Source organism: Microbacterium sp. Soil_C_42, from assembly GCF_057656735.1.
The window spans coordinates 32473-46759 of the sequence record NZ_JBDGJU010000015.1; the positions used below are offsets into that span (position 1 = coordinate 32473).

General features: G+C 71.8%; 12 protein-coding genes. 4 read left to right on the forward strand and 8 right to left on the reverse strand.

From position 1 onward, the window contains the following. Positions 1–58 precede the first annotated feature (58 nt). From hisH to AC3A46_RS10865, 4 genes are all read right to left on the reverse strand, one after another. Positions 59–730 carry an imidazole glycerol phosphate synthase subunit HisH gene (hisH, locus tag AC3A46_RS10850; protein WP_487665180.1) on the reverse strand — a complete coding sequence of 224 codons (672 nt, stop codon included), beginning with the start codon at positions 728–730 and terminating at the stop codon, positions 59–61. Then, positions 727–1335, reverse strand: a complete 609-nt coding sequence (hisB, locus tag AC3A46_RS10855) for an imidazoleglycerol-phosphate dehydratase HisB (RefSeq protein ID WP_310289914.1) — start codon at positions 1333–1335, stop codon at positions 727–729. Before hisB ends, hisH begins: the two co-directional genes overlap by 4 nt. Then, positions 1332–2417 carry a histidinol-phosphate transaminase gene (locus AC3A46_RS10860; RefSeq protein WP_487665181.1) on the reverse strand — a complete coding sequence of 362 codons (1086 nt, stop codon included), beginning with the start codon at positions 2415–2417 and terminating at the stop codon, positions 1332–1334. Before AC3A46_RS10860 ends, hisB begins: the two co-directional genes overlap by 4 nt. 67 nt (positions 2418–2484) lie before the next feature. Beyond that, entirely contained in the window at positions 2485–2895 is a 411-nt protein-coding gene (locus AC3A46_RS10865; RefSeq protein ID WP_487665182.1) for a LysM peptidoglycan-binding domain-containing protein, read from the reverse strand. Positions 2896–3158: 263 nt separating this feature from the next. Between AC3A46_RS10865 and lexA the strand changes: the two genes are divergently transcribed. Together lexA and AC3A46_RS10875 are read left to right on the forward strand one after the other, a co-directional pair. Continuing rightward, complete coding sequence (gene lexA / locus AC3A46_RS10870; RefSeq protein WP_045297256.1) at positions 3159–3839, forward strand: transcriptional repressor LexA; 681 nt, start codon at positions 3159–3161, stop codon at positions 3837–3839. 114 nt (positions 3840–3953) lie between these two features. Beyond that, positions 3954–5459: a hypothetical protein gene (locus AC3A46_RS10875; protein WP_487665183.1), complete on the forward strand. Its 1506-nt coding sequence runs from the start codon at positions 3954–3956 to the stop codon at positions 5457–5459. On the opposite strand, the gene metE is transcribed toward AC3A46_RS10875, so the two are convergent. Both metE and AC3A46_RS10885 read right to left on the reverse strand, forming a co-directional pair. Next, on the reverse strand, positions 5456–7786 hold the full coding sequence (metE, locus tag AC3A46_RS10880; RefSeq protein ID WP_487665184.1) for a 5-methyltetrahydropteroyltriglutamate--homocysteine S-methyltransferase: 2331 nt from the start codon (positions 7784–7786) through the stop codon (positions 5456–5458). The genes AC3A46_RS10875 and metE overlap by 4 nt on opposite strands. A 97-nt stretch (positions 7787–7883) precedes the next feature. After that, a complete protein-coding gene (locus AC3A46_RS10885; RefSeq protein WP_487665185.1) occupies positions 7884–8846 on the reverse strand; it encodes a methylenetetrahydrofolate reductase in 963 nt (320 codons plus the stop codon). Positions 8847–9120: 274 nt separating this feature from the next. On the opposite strand from AC3A46_RS10885, the gene AC3A46_RS10890 reads away from it, so the two are divergent. Beyond that, positions 9121–11061 (forward strand): S9 family peptidase, encoded by a 1941-nt coding sequence (locus tag AC3A46_RS10890; RefSeq protein ID WP_487665186.1) that lies wholly within the window; start codon positions 9121–9123, stop codon positions 11059–11061. A 24-nt stretch (positions 11062–11085) separates the two neighbouring features. Here the strand turns inward: AC3A46_RS10890 and hflX are convergent, their stop codons facing one another. Further along, the gene (gene hflX, locus AC3A46_RS10895) at positions 11086–12603 is read right to left on the reverse strand and encodes a GTPase HflX (protein ID WP_487665187.1); all 1518 of its coding nucleotides are present in this window, start codon (positions 12601–12603) and stop codon (positions 11086–11088) included. Between the two features lie 115 nt (positions 12604–12718). On the opposite strand from hflX, the gene AC3A46_RS10900 reads away from it, so the two are divergent. Next, complete coding sequence (locus AC3A46_RS10900; RefSeq protein WP_487665188.1) at positions 12719–13375, forward strand: class I SAM-dependent methyltransferase; 657 nt, start codon at positions 12719–12721, stop codon at positions 13373–13375. Positions 13376–13381: 6 nt separating this feature from the next. Here AC3A46_RS10900 and dapF read toward each other — a convergent pair whose 3' ends face one another. Next, positions 13382–14254, reverse strand: coding sequence for a diaminopimelate epimerase (dapF, locus tag AC3A46_RS10905; RefSeq protein ID WP_487665189.1), 873 nt, complete (start codon positions 14252–14254; stop codon positions 13382–13384). Positions 14255–14287: the final 33 nt, after the last annotated feature.

The window sequence follows — 14287 nt, forward strand, 5'->3', positions numbered from 1 at the left end:
ACGTGGGGAAGCTGTGGGGCGGATCACGGAAGCACGCGCTCCCGCAGACGGCACGGTCTCAGAGGGTAGCCCTGCCGAGGCCGTCGATCCAATTCGTGAGGAGACGGATGCCGGCATCCCCGGACTTCTCCGGGTGGAACTGCGTGGCCGACAGCGGCCCGTTCTCGACCGCGGCGAGGAACGGCGTGCCGTACTCGCACCAGGTGAGGACGGGCTCGGGGAACGGTGGCTGCACATCGAGCAGCCACTTCTGCGCGCCGAATGAGTGGACGAAGTAGAACCGCTCGTGCTCGATGCCCCGGAACAGGCGCGAGCCCTCGCCCGGCTCGACCGTGTTCCACCCCATGTGCGGCAGCACCGGGGCATCGAGCTCGGTCACGACGCCCGGCCACTCCCCCATGCCCTCGGTGTCGACGCCGCGCTCCACGCCGCGCTCGAAGAAGATCTGCATGCCGACGCACACGCCGAGCACCGGCCGGCCGCCGGCGAGGCGGCGCTCGATGAGCTCGTCGCCGCGGCTCGCGCGGAGCGCCTCGGCCACCGCGCGGAACGCGCCCACACCGGGTACGAAGAGCCCGTCGGCGTCCATGATCAGTCCGCGATCGGAGGTCAGGCGCGCGTCGGCGCCCGCCGCGACCAGTGCCTTGACCGCGGAGTGCACATTGCCCGACCCGTAGTCGAGGACGGCGACGAGCGGCTTCTCCCGCTCGGCGGGAGCGCTTGCGGTCACAGGGCGCCCTTCGTGCTCGGGATGCCCTCGACGAGCGGGTCCAGCGCCTTCGCCTGGCGGAACGCGCGGGCGAACGCCTTGTACTCCGCCTCGGCGATGTGGTGCGGGTCGCGCCCCGACAGCACGCGCACGTGCACGGTCAGTGCCGCGTTGAACGAGATGGCCTCGAAGGTGTGGCGCACCAGCGATCCGGTGAAGTGGCCGCCGATGAGGTGGTGCTCGAAGCCTGCGGGCTCGCCGGTGTGCACCAGGTAGGGGCGGCCGCTGATGTCGACCACGGCCTGCGCGAGCGCCTCGTCGAGCGGCACCAGCGCGTCGCCGTAGCGCGAGATGCCGGACTTGTCGCCGAGGGCCTCGCGGATCGCCTGGCCGAGCACGATCGAGATGTCCTCCACGGTGTGGTGGGCGTCGATGTCGGTGTCGCCCGACGCCCGAACCGTGAGGTCGGTGAGCGAGTGCTTCGCGAACGCGGTCAGGAGGTGGTCGAAGAACGGCACCGTGGTGTCGATGCGGCTGCGGCCGGTGCCGTCGAGATCGAGCTCCAGCTCGACGGTCGACTCGCTCGTCGCCCGGCGGAGCGAGGCGGTACGTGGTGCGGCGCTCATGCCGCCGATCCTACCGAGGCGAGGGCGTCGAGGAAGGCGGTGGTCTCATCCGCGGTGCCCGCGGTGACCCGCAGGTGGGATGGGATGCCGACGTCGCGGATGAGCACACCCTCGTCGTACAGTGCCTGCCAGGTGGCCGCCGGATCGGCCACACCGCCGAACAGCACGAAGTTCGTCCACGACTCGTGGGGCGTGTAGCCGAGCGCCTCGACGGTGGCCGAGATGCGGTCGCGCTGGGCCACGATCTCGTCGACCATGCCCAGCATGACCGGAGCATGACGCAGCGCGGCGGATGCCGCCGCCTGGGTGAGCGCACTGAGGTGATACGGCAGGCGCACGAGACGCAGCGCGTCGATGAGCGCGGGATCCGCGGCCAGGTAGCCCACGCGCGCTCCGGCGAACGCGAACGCCTTGCTCATGGTGCGCGAGACGACGAGGCGCTCCCGCCCGGGCAGCAGCGTCAGCGCCGAGCGCTCGTCGTGCGGGGCGAACTCGAAGTACGCCTCGTCGACGATGACGATTCCGTCGGTCGCCTCGTAGACGGCCTCCACGACGTCCAGGCCGAGAGGGGTGCCGGTGGGGTTGTTCGGCGAGCACAGGAAGATCACGTCGGGCGCGGCGTCCGCGATCTGGGATGCCGCGTCTTCGGCGTCGATCGTGAAGTCGGCCGATCGGGTGCCTGAGATCCACTCCGCGCCGGTGCCGCGCGTGAGCAGCGGGTACATCGAGTACGTGGGCGTGAACCCGAAGGCGGTGCGCCCCGGGCCCGCGAAAGCCTGAAGGATGTGCTGCAGCACCTCGTTCGAGCCGTTCGCGGCCCAGATCTGGTCGCGGGTGAGACCGTGACCGAGATAGTCGGCGAAGCCTTCCCTCAGTCCGGTGAACTCGCGGTCGGGATAGCGGTTGACGTCGCGCAGTGCGAGTGCGATCGAATCCAGGATGTCGTCGGCGACCTCGCCCGGCACCGGATGCGTGTTCTCGTTGACGTTCAGGGCGACCGGAAGCGGCGCCTGCGGGGCGCCGTAGGGCTTCTGCCCCCGGAGATCGGCGCGTAGGGGGAGATCTTCGAGACGTACACTCACCCATCCCATGGTAGGCCCGCCCATCGGGGCACTCTCGCCGCGTGACGCCGCGCGACGCGCCGGGCGATCAGCGATCGTACGCCGCGGGGACAGCGAGGCGCTGGCCCGCCTCGACGAGGACGGTGTCGAGGGCGTTCAGCCGCACGAGCTCGTCGACCACGTCGCGCGGGTCACGGCCGGGGGCGACCTCTTCCGCGATCGTCCACAGCGAATCGCCGGGCGCGACGGTGACGGTGGTGAACGAACCGGCGGGAGCGCCTGCGTCGCGCGAGGCGAGCGCCGCGCCGCCGCCGATCACCGCGACGCTCAGAGCGATCCCGGCCGGAAGAGCGGCCAGCACGGCGAGCACGCGGCGACCGCGCACGGTCAGCCGCAGACGCGTGGATCGCTCGGCCACGGCGCGCGTGGCGCGCTCGGCTGCAGCGCCGGCGGCGCGGGCAGGCGACGGGACGGACGTCGTGAAGTCGATCGCGGTCATGCTCATCTCCTCCTGATGGGGAGAGATTCGCATTCTCCACTCGGCCGGGAGTGGGGAATGCGAACCTCTCTTCCGAAGCTATCTTCGAGTCTGTACGATGTCAATACCGGATTCCGACGTCGATCTCTCGAACGCGACACGCGGCGAGGTTGCCACCTCAACGCCTGCGATCCGGATACGGTTTCGATACGAGAACCCCACCACGGGCCTCCGACATTCGAAGAAACAGCGCTCGGCGGCCGAGCGCAGGACGGAGCCGGAAGATGAGCGACGCGGCCGGGCGAGAGAAGCCCCAGACCCGCCGGCGCAAGAGCCTGAGCGACAAGCAGCTCGCGATCCTCGAAGTGATCCAGCGCTCGATCGCCCGTCACGGCTACCCGCCCAGCATGCGCGAGATCGGCGATGCCGTCGGCCTCAAGTCGCTGTCGAGCGTGACGCACCAGCTCAACCAGCTCGAGCTCAGCGGCTACCTGCGGCGCGACGCCGGGAAGACCCGCGCCATGGAGGTCCTCATCGACCTGCCCGGCACCGCCACCGAGAGCCCCGCCGACGCGGCGCCGTCGGTCGGCGACGCCGCACTGGTTCCGCTGGTCGGCCGCATCGCCGCGGGCGTTCCCATCACGGCCGAGCAGCAGGTGGAGGAGATCTTCCCGCTCCCGCGCCAGCTCGTCGGCAAGGGCGACCTGTTCATGCTCAAGGTCTCCGGCGAGTCGATGATCGACGCCGCGATCTGCGACGGCGACTGGGTCGTGGTGCGATCGCAGGCCACCGCCGACAACGGCGACATCGTCGCCGCGATGCTCGACGGAGAGGCGACGGTGAAGACGTTCCGTCAGCGCGACGGGCACACCTGGCTCCTCCCCCGCAACTCCGCGTTCGAGCCGATCCTGGGCGACGACGCCACCGTGCTGGGCAAGGTCGTCGCCGTGCTGCGCGCGGTCTGATTCCCCTTTTCGAGCGCGGCAACGCCGATCTCGTCGCCGTTCGTTCAGGCACAGTTCGACACCAACTGGTGCGCCGAGTGGCGGTGGATCACGGCCACGCGCTATAAGGGGGGAATGACCGACGTCACCGCCGCGGACGAGACCGCCGTGCTCCGCGCCCGCCTCGACGCCCTCGAGGCAGAGAACGCCAGACTGCGCGCCGGATCGCCGCCGCCGGCAGCTCCTTCCGAGAAGGCGCACGGCAACCGCTGGCGGGCGTTCCTGTCGGCCCTGTGCATCGTCGTCGCGACGATCCTGGTGCCCGTCTCGATCGTCGCGGCCTGGGCGCGGGTGGAACTGGTCGACGAGACCCAGTTCGTGGAGACCTTCGCCCCGCTCGCCGAAGATCCGCAGGTGCAGGCACTCGTTGCCGACCAGGTCGCCACGGCCATCGAGGACTCGCTCGACCTCGAGGGCCTGACCAACGACCTGTTCGACGGCATCCAGCAGCTCGATCTGCCGCCGCGGGCTCTCGCCGCGCTCGATCTGCTGCGGGCACCCGCCACCCAAGGTCTGCAGAACCTCGTCGACACCACCGTGACGCGTCTGGTGCAGTCCGACGCGTTCGCCGATGTGTGGGAGACGGCGCTGCGGGCCAGCCACAAGTCGCTGGCGGCCGTCGCCGCGGGGGGCACCTCCGGCGGCGCCGTGGTGATCAGCGACACCGGCGAAGTGGGCATCGAGCTCGGCCCGATCATCGAGGAGGTCAAGCAGCGCCTCGTGGATCGCGGCATCGGGTTCGCCGAGTCCATCCCGGTCATCGACAAGACCATCGTCGTCGCGCAGAGCGACGCCCTCACGGTCGTCGGCACCGTCTACAACCTCGCCGTCGCCGCGGGCTGGTGGACCCCGATCATCGCGCTCGTCCTCTTCCTGTCCGGCATCCTGATCGCGCGGCGGCGCTCCACCGCCGTCCTCGGCACGGGGATCGGGATCGCCGTCGGCGCGGGCCTCCTCGCGATCGCGCTCGGCATCGGCGGCTCGGTGCTGGCGCTCAGCGCCCCGAACCTGGGGGTACCGGCAGGTGCCCTCGCGTCGATGTACGAGCAGATCACCGCCGCGATGCGCGATACGGCCATCGTTCTGACGCTCCTGGGCGTCGTGATCGCCGTGATCGCATGGATGTCCGGTCGCTGGCGCGGTGCCACGGCGGCGCGCAGCGGCGTGGCCTCGGTGAATGCAGGGCTGCGGGGAGCCGCGCTGAAGCGCGGCATCGACACCGGCCGCTTCGGAACCTGGCTGTACGCGCAGCGGATCCTCGTGCGCATCGTGCTGGGAGCTCTGGCGATCCTCTGGCTCATGCTCCTGCGGCCGCTCAGCGTGGGCGAGGTGTTCCTCGTGCTGATCGTGTGGCTCATCGTGTGGTGGGTCTTCGAGTTGCTGCAGCGTCGCCCGGACGAGGCTGCGGCCGCCGCGGAACACGAGATGGACGCCGCCGAAGCCGATGTCGCCGACGACGAGGCGGGCGACGCGGAGACCGCCGTCCTGGAGCCGCTGAACGACACCGAGGTCATCCCGGACGCGACGGATGCCGCGACCGATGTGGCCGCGGCATCCGGGTCGAAGAAGAAGGGCTCCTAGGCCGGCACGCTCGCGCGCACCGCCTCGGTCGCCTCCACGAGGTTCTTCAGCGATGCGACCGTCTCGTCGTACCCGCGGGTCTTCAGCCCGCAGTCGGGGTTGACCCAGACGCGGCGCAGCGGGAGTTCAGCGACCGCACGGTCCAGGAGGTCCGTGATCTCGTCGACCGACGGAACGCGCGGCGAGTGGATGTCGTAGACGCCCGGGCCGATGCCGGCGGCGAAGCCCGACGCCCGGATGTCGCCGATCACCTCACCACGGCTGCGGGCGGCCTCGATCGAGGTCACGTCGGCGTCGAGCGCCGCGATCGCGTCGATGACCACGTCGAACTCCGAGTAGCAGAGGTGGGTGTGCACCTGCGTCGCCGGCGCGGCACCCGCGGTCGCGAGGCGGAACGAGCCGACCGACCACGCGAGGTAGGCGGGCTGGTCCGCCGCCTTGAGGGGAAGGAGCTCCCGCAGCGCCGGCTCGTCGACCTGGATGACGCGGATGCCCGCAGCCTCGAGGTCTGCGATCTCATCGCGCAGCGCCAGTGCCAGCTGGTTCGCCGTCTCGCCGAGCGGCTGGTCGTCGCGCACGAACGACCACGCCAGGATCGTCACCGGCCCCGTCAGCATCCCCTTCATGGGCTTGTCGGTGAGCGACTGCGCGAACGCCGACCACGCGACCGTGATGGCCGTCGGTCGTGACACGTCGCCCCACAGGATCGACGGACGCGTGGCACGCGAGCCGTACGACTGCACCCAGCCGTTCTCGGTCACCGCGAAGCCGTCGAGGTTCTCGGCGAAGTACTGCACCATGTCGTTGCGCTCGGCCTCGCCGTGCACGAGGACGTCGAGGCCGATGTCCTCCTGGAGCGTCACGACGCGCGCGATCTCGTCGCGCAGGAACCGCTGGTACTCGTCGGCGGTGAGCTCACCCCGGCCGTGACGAGCACGCGCCCGGCGGATGTCGCCGGTCTGCGGGAACGATCCGATCGTGGTGGTGGGCAGCACGGGGAGAGCCAGCTCGGCGTCCTGCGCCGCGACGCGAGCGTCGTAGTCGCCGCGCTCGAAGTCGCCGGCGTCCAGCACCGCGGCCCGCTCGCGCACCGCGCCGTCGCGCACGCCGGGGGCGCTCCGACGGTCCGCGAGGGCGGCGGATGCCTCGGCCAGCGGCGCGGCGATGGCGTCTCGCCCCTCGACCAGGCCGGTGGCGAGCGTCACCACCTGCGCGACCTTCTGGTCGGCGAAGGCGAGCCACGACGCGAGCCGCTCATCGAGCGCGGACTCGTCGGCGACGTCGTGGGGCACGTGCTGCAGCGAGGTCGAGGTGCCCGCGCTGATCTCCGACGCACCCACCGCGCTCAGCGCCTGCAGGCGCTCCCATGCGGCGTCGAGGTCGCCGCGCCACACGTTCCGTCCGTCGACGACGCCGCCCACGAGCGTCTTCCGGTCCAGGCCCGGCACGGCGTCCGGCACGGCGCCGCGGGTGAGGTCGATGGCGATGGCCTCGATCGGAGCCTCCGCGAGGGCCGCCCAGGCCTCCCGCGACAGCTGCGCGTAGCCCGCCGCGACGAGGATCGCCGGCCGGTCGCCGCGAACGCCCAGTGCGGCATAGGCGCGGGCCGCGGCATCCGCCAGCACGGCTGCGTCCGCAGGCAGGCTCTCGCTCACCAGGGCCGGCTCGTCCAGCTGCACCCACTCGGAGCCCGCGGCGCGGAGAGCGGACAGCAGCTCGGCGTACACCGGCAGCAGGTCGTCGAGACGGCTGAGCGGGTCGAAGCCCTGAGGGGAGGCATCCGACGCCTTCGCGAGGGCGAGGAGGGTCACCGGGCCCACGATCACCGGTCGGACGGTGAAGCCGTCGGCCTTGGCCTCGGCCACCTGGCGCGCGAACCGGTCGCTCGAGAGGGAGAAGACCGTCTCGGGACCGATCTCGGGCACGAGGTAGTGGTAGTTCGTGTCGAACCACTTGGTCATCTCGAGGGGCGCGTCGTCACCCGCCCCGCGCGCGGCCGTGAAGTATGCGTCGAGGCCGATCGCGCCGTCGGCATCGCGCCGCGCGGCGAACCGCTCGGGCAGCGCCCCGACGGTCACGGCCGCGTCGTGCACCTGGTCGTAGAACGAGAAGGACTCGGGGATCGACGAGTCGTCGCGGCCGAGGCCGAGCGCGGCGAGCCGCTCGCGCGTCGCACGGCGCAGGCCGGCCGCCGTCTGCTCCAGGGTCTGCGCGTCGGCCGTGCCGGCCCAGTACGCCTCGACCGCGCGCTTGAGCTCGCGGCGGCGGCCGATCCGGGGATAGCCCAGGATCGTGCCATGCGGGAAGGTGCTGCGAGGTTCGGTCATCGTGCTCTCTCTTTCGCTTCGTTCATCTCGGATTGGGGGGGTCTTCAGGGGTCGCCGAAGAGACCCGTCGGTCATCCGACGGATCGCGGCGTCCGCGTCAGCGGACGCCGTCGGGCATTCGCGTGGAGGAGGCGAGCACGCCGGCTTCGCTCAGCACGTCCAGGACCGTCTCGTGGTTGTTGAACGCGTACAGGTGGACGCCGGGGGCGCCCCCGTCCACGACCTCGCGGGCGAGTCGCGCGGCGTGCGCGACGCCCACCTCGCGCTGCCCCTCGGCGGTGGGCTCGAGGTCGAGTGCGACGGCGAGGTCCACCGGCAGCTGCTCCCCTGTCAGCTCGAGCACCCGGCGCAGCCGAGTGGGCGAGGTGATCGGCATGATGCCGGGGAGGATCGGGATCGTGACGCCCGCTTCGCGCGATCGCTGCACGAACGTCAGGTAGTCGTCGGCGTGGAAGAACAGCTGCGTGATCGCGAGCGTCGCGCCGGCCGCCTGCTTCGCGAGCAGCGCGTCGATGTCTTCGAACGGATGCCTCGACCGCGGGTGACCGTTCGGGAACGCCGCCACGGCGATGTCGACGCGGGGGCGCTCTGCGAGCCGCACCGCACCCGGCACGCCGGGGATGGGCGTTTCGCTGTAGGGCTCACGCTCCGCCTGCACGCAGTCGATGAGCTGCACGAGCTGGGCCGCGCTGTCGAGATCGCCGAGGAAGACGTCGTCCTCCGACACGCCCGCCGGCGGATCCCCTCGGAGTGCGAGGAAGCTCGTGATCCCGGCATCCAGGAATTCCCGGATCAGCGCGTTCGCACCGGCGTAGGTGTTCCCGACGCACGTGAGGTGGGCGAGAGGCTCGACGTGGGTCTCGCGCAGGATGTGGGTCAGCAGCTCGAGGGAGCGGCCGCCGGTGGAGCCGCCCGCGCCGTAGGTCACCGAGATGAACCGCGGGTCGACCGATGCCAGGTGGCGGATCGTCTCGTGGAGAGCGGCGACGCCCGCGTCGGAGCGCGGCGGGTACACCTCGAAGGAGATCGGCACGGGAGGAGTGCTCAGGTCGATCGACATGGCCTGCTTCTCAGGGATCGGCGGACAGGGCTGAGCCGTACGGGAAGGCCCGATCGGCCGCGGCACCTCCACCCGCCGGACGGCGGAGGGGGTGTCATTCGCGGGCGGGTGCCGGGCTCGGCTGTCGCTCCTGCCCGGGCCCCGAGGTTCGGGGCGTCCGTGAGGACGACCGGGCGACGATTCGTCCACGGTAGCGGAGCGCGCCGCGGTGGTGTCTCCTGTGACGTTCTGTTTCGATCGCGATTCCCGCGGCCTTCGTCGTACCGTGGTGTGCGTGACGACACCGGACGTGCGCCCCTACGGCAGCTGGCCCTCCCCCATCTCCGCCGCGGAGGTCTCCGCAGCCTCTCCGCGTCTGGAGGGAGCGCGCTTCGTCGGTGCGGACGAGCCGGAGGTGTGGTGGGGCGAGTCCGTGCCTGAAGAGGGCGGCCGCTCCGCAGTGCGCCGGAGGGCAGCATCCGGCTCCGTCGTCGATGTGCTCCCCGCGCCGTGGAGTGCCAGGTCACGCGTGCACGAGTACGGCGGCGGCTCGTGGACGGCCGACGACGACGGCGTGCTGTACTTCGTCGAGAAGAGCGACCAGCGCGTCTGGCGGCTCGAGCCGGGCGGTGAGCCGCGCCCGCTCACACCCGAGGCCGGCGACGTCCGCTTCGGCGGCCTGACGCTGCAGCGCGGCCGCCTGCTCGCCGTGCGCGAGGACCACACCGCCGGCACCGCAGTTCCGGCTCGCGACATCGTGGAGGTCCCGCGGGGCGGCAGCGGAACCAAGGATGCTGCGCGCCTGAGCTCGCTCGCAAGCGGAAGCGACTTCGTCGCCCACCCCGCGCTGTCGCCCGACGGCTCGCGGCTCGCCTGGATCGCGTGGAACCACCCCCACATGGCCTGGGATCGTGCGGAGCTGCGCGTCGCGCGCCTCGAGGGCGGCGAAGGCCCGGAGTGGACCACGGTCGCGGGCGGCGGCTCCTCGCCGCTGCAGCCCGAGTGGGTCGACGACGACGACCTCGTCTACGCCGACGATCCGACCGGCCGCTGGAACCTGTGGCGGCTGCGGCTCACGGCCGACCTGCGCCATGAGCCGATCGCGGCTGTCGACGCCGACAGCGGCGGTCCGCTGTGGGTGCTCGGCACGCGGTGGTTCACGCTGCTCGCCGACGGGCGCATCGCCGCTGTCGAGGCGAACGGCGCGGAGGAGCTCGTCGTGCGCGACGCCGCCGGCGAGCGCCGCGCGGTGCCCGTCGACGCGGTCACGCGCCTGTCGATCGAGCACGCCCGCGGCACCCGCGTGGTCCTCTCCGGCGCGGGCTCCGGCGGCGCAGGGCTCTGGGAGGTCGACGTCGACGATCCCACGGCGACACGGCTCATCGTCGGCGGTGCCTCGCCGTGGGGAGCCGAGTGGATGCCGCGCTCCCGCCCGGTCACCGTGCCCGGACCCCATGGTCCTGTCCACGCTTTCGACTACGCGCCGGCGAACCCGGGAGTCGTCGGGCCCGACGGCGAGCGACCCCCGTACGTGGTGTTCGCGCACGGCGGTCCGACCGATCACGTGGGCGGCGCAGCATCCGGGAAGATCGCGTACCTGACCAGCCGCGGAATCGGCGTGCTCGACGTCAACTACGGCGGCTCCAGCGGCTACGGCCGCGCCTATCGCGAGCGCCTGCGCGGGCAGTGGGGCGTCGTCGACGTCGACGACGTCGTGGCGGCGGCCCGCGGGCTCGCCGAGGCGGGCGCCGCCGACGGGGCCAGGCTCGCGATCGCGGGCGGCTCGGCGGGGGGCTGGACGGTGCTGTGCGCACTGACGAACTCCGACGCGTTCGGCGCGGGCATCAGCCGCTACGGCGTGGCGGACCTCCGCAGGCTCGCCGAGGACACGCACGACTTCGAGGCCCGCTATCTCGACGGCATGGTGGGGCCGCTGCCCGAGGCCGAGGCGCTGTATGTCGAGCGGTCGCCGCTGTCGCACCTCGACCGGCTCCGCACGCCGCTGCTGATCGAGCAGGGTCTCGACGATCGCGTCGTGCCGCCGTCGCAGTCCGAGGCTGTGCGCGACGCCCTCGCGGCGAACGGCGTCGCCCACGCCTACCTCGCGTTCGAGGGCGAAGGGCACGGCTTCCGCAGCGCGACGACGCTCGTGCGCACCATGGAGGCCGAGCTCGCGTTCCTCGGCCAGGTGTTCGGCTTCGAGACGCCGGGAGTGCCGCCGCTCGAGCTCGCATAGCGGCTCGAGCGGCGGCTCGCGGTCTCAGACCGCGAAGGGGGCGAGGCGTGCGGCGAGGTGCTCGCCCACACGGGCGTGCACGGCGGTGCCGCCCTCCTCGTGCGCCTGCGCGAGGATCATCCCCTGCTCGTGGATCGCCGAGACGAGGTCGCCGCGGTCGTAGGGCACGAGCGCGCGCACCTCGACCGCCGGCAGCGGCAGCGTCTGTTCGATGAGGGCCCGCAGCTCGTCGATCCCCTCGCCGGTGCGGGAGGAGGCGAACACCGCCTTGGGCTCGAGTCCGCGCAGCAGCAGACGCGCGTCGTCGTCGATCAGATCGGCCTTGTTGAAGACGATGATCTCCGGGATGTCGCGCGCGCCGACATCGCCGATCACATCGCGCACCGTCGCCAGCTGGGCGGCGGGGTCAGGGTGCGAGCCGTCGACGACGTGCACAATGACGTCGGCGTCGCCGACCTCCTCGAGCGTCGACCGGAACGCCTCCACCAGCTGGTGAGGCAGGTTGCGCACGAAGCCGACGGTGTCGGTGAGCGTGTAGATCCGGCCGTCGTTCGTCTCGGTGCGCCGCACCGTGGCGTCCAGCGTCGCGAACAGGGCGTTCTCGACGAGCACGCCCGCGCTCGTGAGGCGGTTCAGCAGCGACGACTTGCCGGCGTTGGTGTACCCGGCGATCGCGACCGACGGGATCGTGTTGCGCTTTCGCTCGGCCCGCTTGGCGTCGCGCGCCGGGGCGAAGTCGCGGATCTGCTTGCGCAGCTGGGCCATGCGCGTGCGGATGCGGCGACGATCGAGCTCGATCTTCGTCTCACCGGGACCGCGCGAGCCCATGCCCGCGCCCCCCGCACCCACCTGGCCGCCGGCCTGGCGGCTCATCGAGTCACCCCACCCGCGCAGGCGCGGGAGGAGATACTCGAGCTGCGCCAGCTCGACCTGGGCCTTGCCCTCGCGGCTCTTCGCGTGCTGGCTGAAGATGTCGAGGATCACCGTCGTACGGTCGATCACCTTGACCTTGACGGCGTCCTCGAGGGCGCGCCGCTGGCTGGGGGCGAGCTCGGTGTCGGCGATCACGGTGTCGGCGCCGACCGAGGCGACGATGTCGCGCAGCTCCTCCGCCTTGCCGCGACCCACGTAGGTCGCGGGGTCCGGGTGGGGACGCCGCTGCAGCACGCCGTCGAGCACGACGGCGCCGGCCGTCTCGGCCAGCGCCGAGAGCTCGCGCAGCGAGTTCTCGGCATCCTCCGTCTCGCCCTGCGCGTGCACGCCGACCAGCACGACGTTCTCGAGTCGCAGCTGCCGGTATTCGACCTCGGTGACGTCCTCGAGCTCTGTGGAGAGCCCGGGGACGCGCCGGAGCGCGGCGCGCTCCTCGCGGTCCCACTGCTCGCCGTCGCTGTCGGCGCGCCCGATCGTTGCCTCGTCCTGGAGCGCCTGAGCGGCCCCGAAGACGTGCACCCCCGAGCGCGCTTCGGCGCGCGCCAGCACGCGATCCACCGGGTCCACCGGCGTCTCGTCGGTGCTCTGGGGTGTCGTGGTATCCGTCATGTGTTCCTTCGCTTGTTGCGGTGGATGCCGTTTTCCCGCGTTCATCGGCCGGTTCGCGGCATCCGTGAATTCTAGCTTCCCGTTGTGCGGAGCACCTCCGCTAGGCTCGTCAGCCATGGGGAGTGACCACTATTTCAGTGCGACGCCCGCCAGCCCCGAGAACCTGCGCCGCATCCGGGTCACACTCGCCGGTCGCGATCTCGAGGTCACGACTGCCGGGGGCGTCTTCAGCCCCGACCACGTGGACTCGGGAACCGCGGTGCTGCTGTCGAACACTCCCCCGCCTCCGGCGAGCGGGAACTTCCTCGACCTCGGGTGCGGGTGGGGACCGATCGCCCTCAGCCTTGCCCTCGACGCGCCGCACGCGACCGTGTGGGCCGTCGACGTGAACGAGCGTGCACTCGACCTGGTGCGTCGCAATGCGGCGGCACTCGGGCTCGACAACGTCAACGCATCGCTGCCCGATGATGTTCCCGACGACATCCTGTTCCGCACGATCCGGTCGAATCCCCCCATCCGCGTGGGCAAGAACGAGCTGCACGGCCTGCTCGAACGCTGGATCCCCCGGCTCGACGAGCGCGCGGACGCCTGGCTCGTGGTGCAGCGCAACCTCGGTTCCGATTCGCTGCAGCGCTGGCTCGCCGCGACGCTCGACCGGCGCTTCGCCGTGCACCGCGCGGCGACGGCCCGGGGCTTCCGCGTGCTCAAGGTGCGCCGCCACGGCTCACCGCCGAGCGAGCCGATCGACCTGCCCGAGCTGCCCGAGGGCTGAGCTGAGCTACGCGAGCGTGACCTCGCCGGTGTAGACGAGCGTCGCGGGGCCCGACAGGAGCACGTGCCGCCCCCCGTCGACCTCCGGCATCCGCACGCCCAGCGTGCCGCCGGGGACCTCGACGACCCAGTGATCCGGGGCCGCGGGACCGGCCCAGTGGCGCACCGCCAGTGCAGCGGCCGCGACACCCGTGCCGCAGCTCAGCGTCTCGCCCACGCCGCGCTCGAACACGCGCATGCGGATCGAGCCGACGCCCTCGTGCACGAGCGGGTCGCTCGGGACGACGAACTCGACGTTCGCGCCGTGGGGAGGTTCGGGCTGCAGCAGCGGCTGCGCGGCGAGGTCGAGTGCCTCGAGCTCCGCGTCGTCGGGCAGCGCCACGACGACATGGGGGTTGCCGACGTCGATCCCGACACCCGGACGAGGAGCGCCCCCGCCGCGCGTGCGCACCAGCACACCGGAGTCGTCGACGACGAACGGGCCGAGGTCGACCTCGTACCCACGGTCGCTGCGCGTGACGGTCTTGATGCCCGCACGGGTGCCGACCTTGAGCGGCTCACCGTCGACGTCCGCCCAGCCGACGTCGACGAGATAGCGCACGAAGACCCGCACGCCGTTGCCGCACATCTCCGCCTTCGAGCCGTCGGCGTTGCGGTAGTCCATGAACCATTCGGCTCCGGATTCCGCCGCCTCGGCGCCCTCGTCGATGGCGCTCGCGCGCACCACGCGCAGGATGCCGTCGCCGCCGATCCCGAAACGCCGGTCGCACAGCACCGCGACCTGGTCGTCGCTGAGGTCGAGTGCGCCGTCGGGGTCGGGGACGATCACGAAGTCGTTGCCGGTGCCGTGGCCCTTGGTGAACGCGATCGTCTGCGGCATCGCACCAGTCTACGGGCGGGATCCGAGACTCCG

Coding starts and splice junctions, on each gene's coding strand:
- AC3A46_RS10865 (WP_487665182.1), bottom strand. CDS start 2,895: ATGACCGCGATCGACTTCACGACGTCCGTCCCGTCGCCTGCCCGCGCC.
- hflX (WP_487665187.1), bottom strand. CDS start 12,603: ATGACGGATACCACGACACCCCAGAGCACCGACGAGACGCCGGTGGAC.
- hisB (WP_310289914.1), bottom strand. CDS start 1,335: ATGAGCGCCGCACCACGTACCGCCTCGCTCCGCCGGGCGACGAGCGAG.
- lexA (WP_045297256.1), top strand. CDS start 3,159: ATGAGCGACGCGGCCGGGCGAGAGAAGCCCCAGACCCGCCGGCGCAAG.
- AC3A46_RS10900 (WP_487665188.1), top strand. CDS start 12,719: ATGGGGAGTGACCACTATTTCAGTGCGACGCCCGCCAGCCCCGAGAAC.
- AC3A46_RS10885 (WP_487665185.1), bottom strand. CDS start 8,846: ATGTCGATCGACCTGAGCACTCCTCCCGTGCCGATCTCCTTCGAGGTG.
- dapF (WP_487665189.1), bottom strand. CDS start 14,254: ATGCCGCAGACGATCGCGTTCACCAAGGGCCACGGCACCGGCAACGAC.
- metE (WP_487665184.1), bottom strand. CDS start 7,786: ATGACCGAACCTCGCAGCACCTTCCCGCATGGCACGATCCTGGGCTAT.
- AC3A46_RS10875 (WP_487665183.1), top strand. CDS start 3,954: ATGACCGACGTCACCGCCGCGGACGAGACCGCCGTGCTCCGCGCCCGC.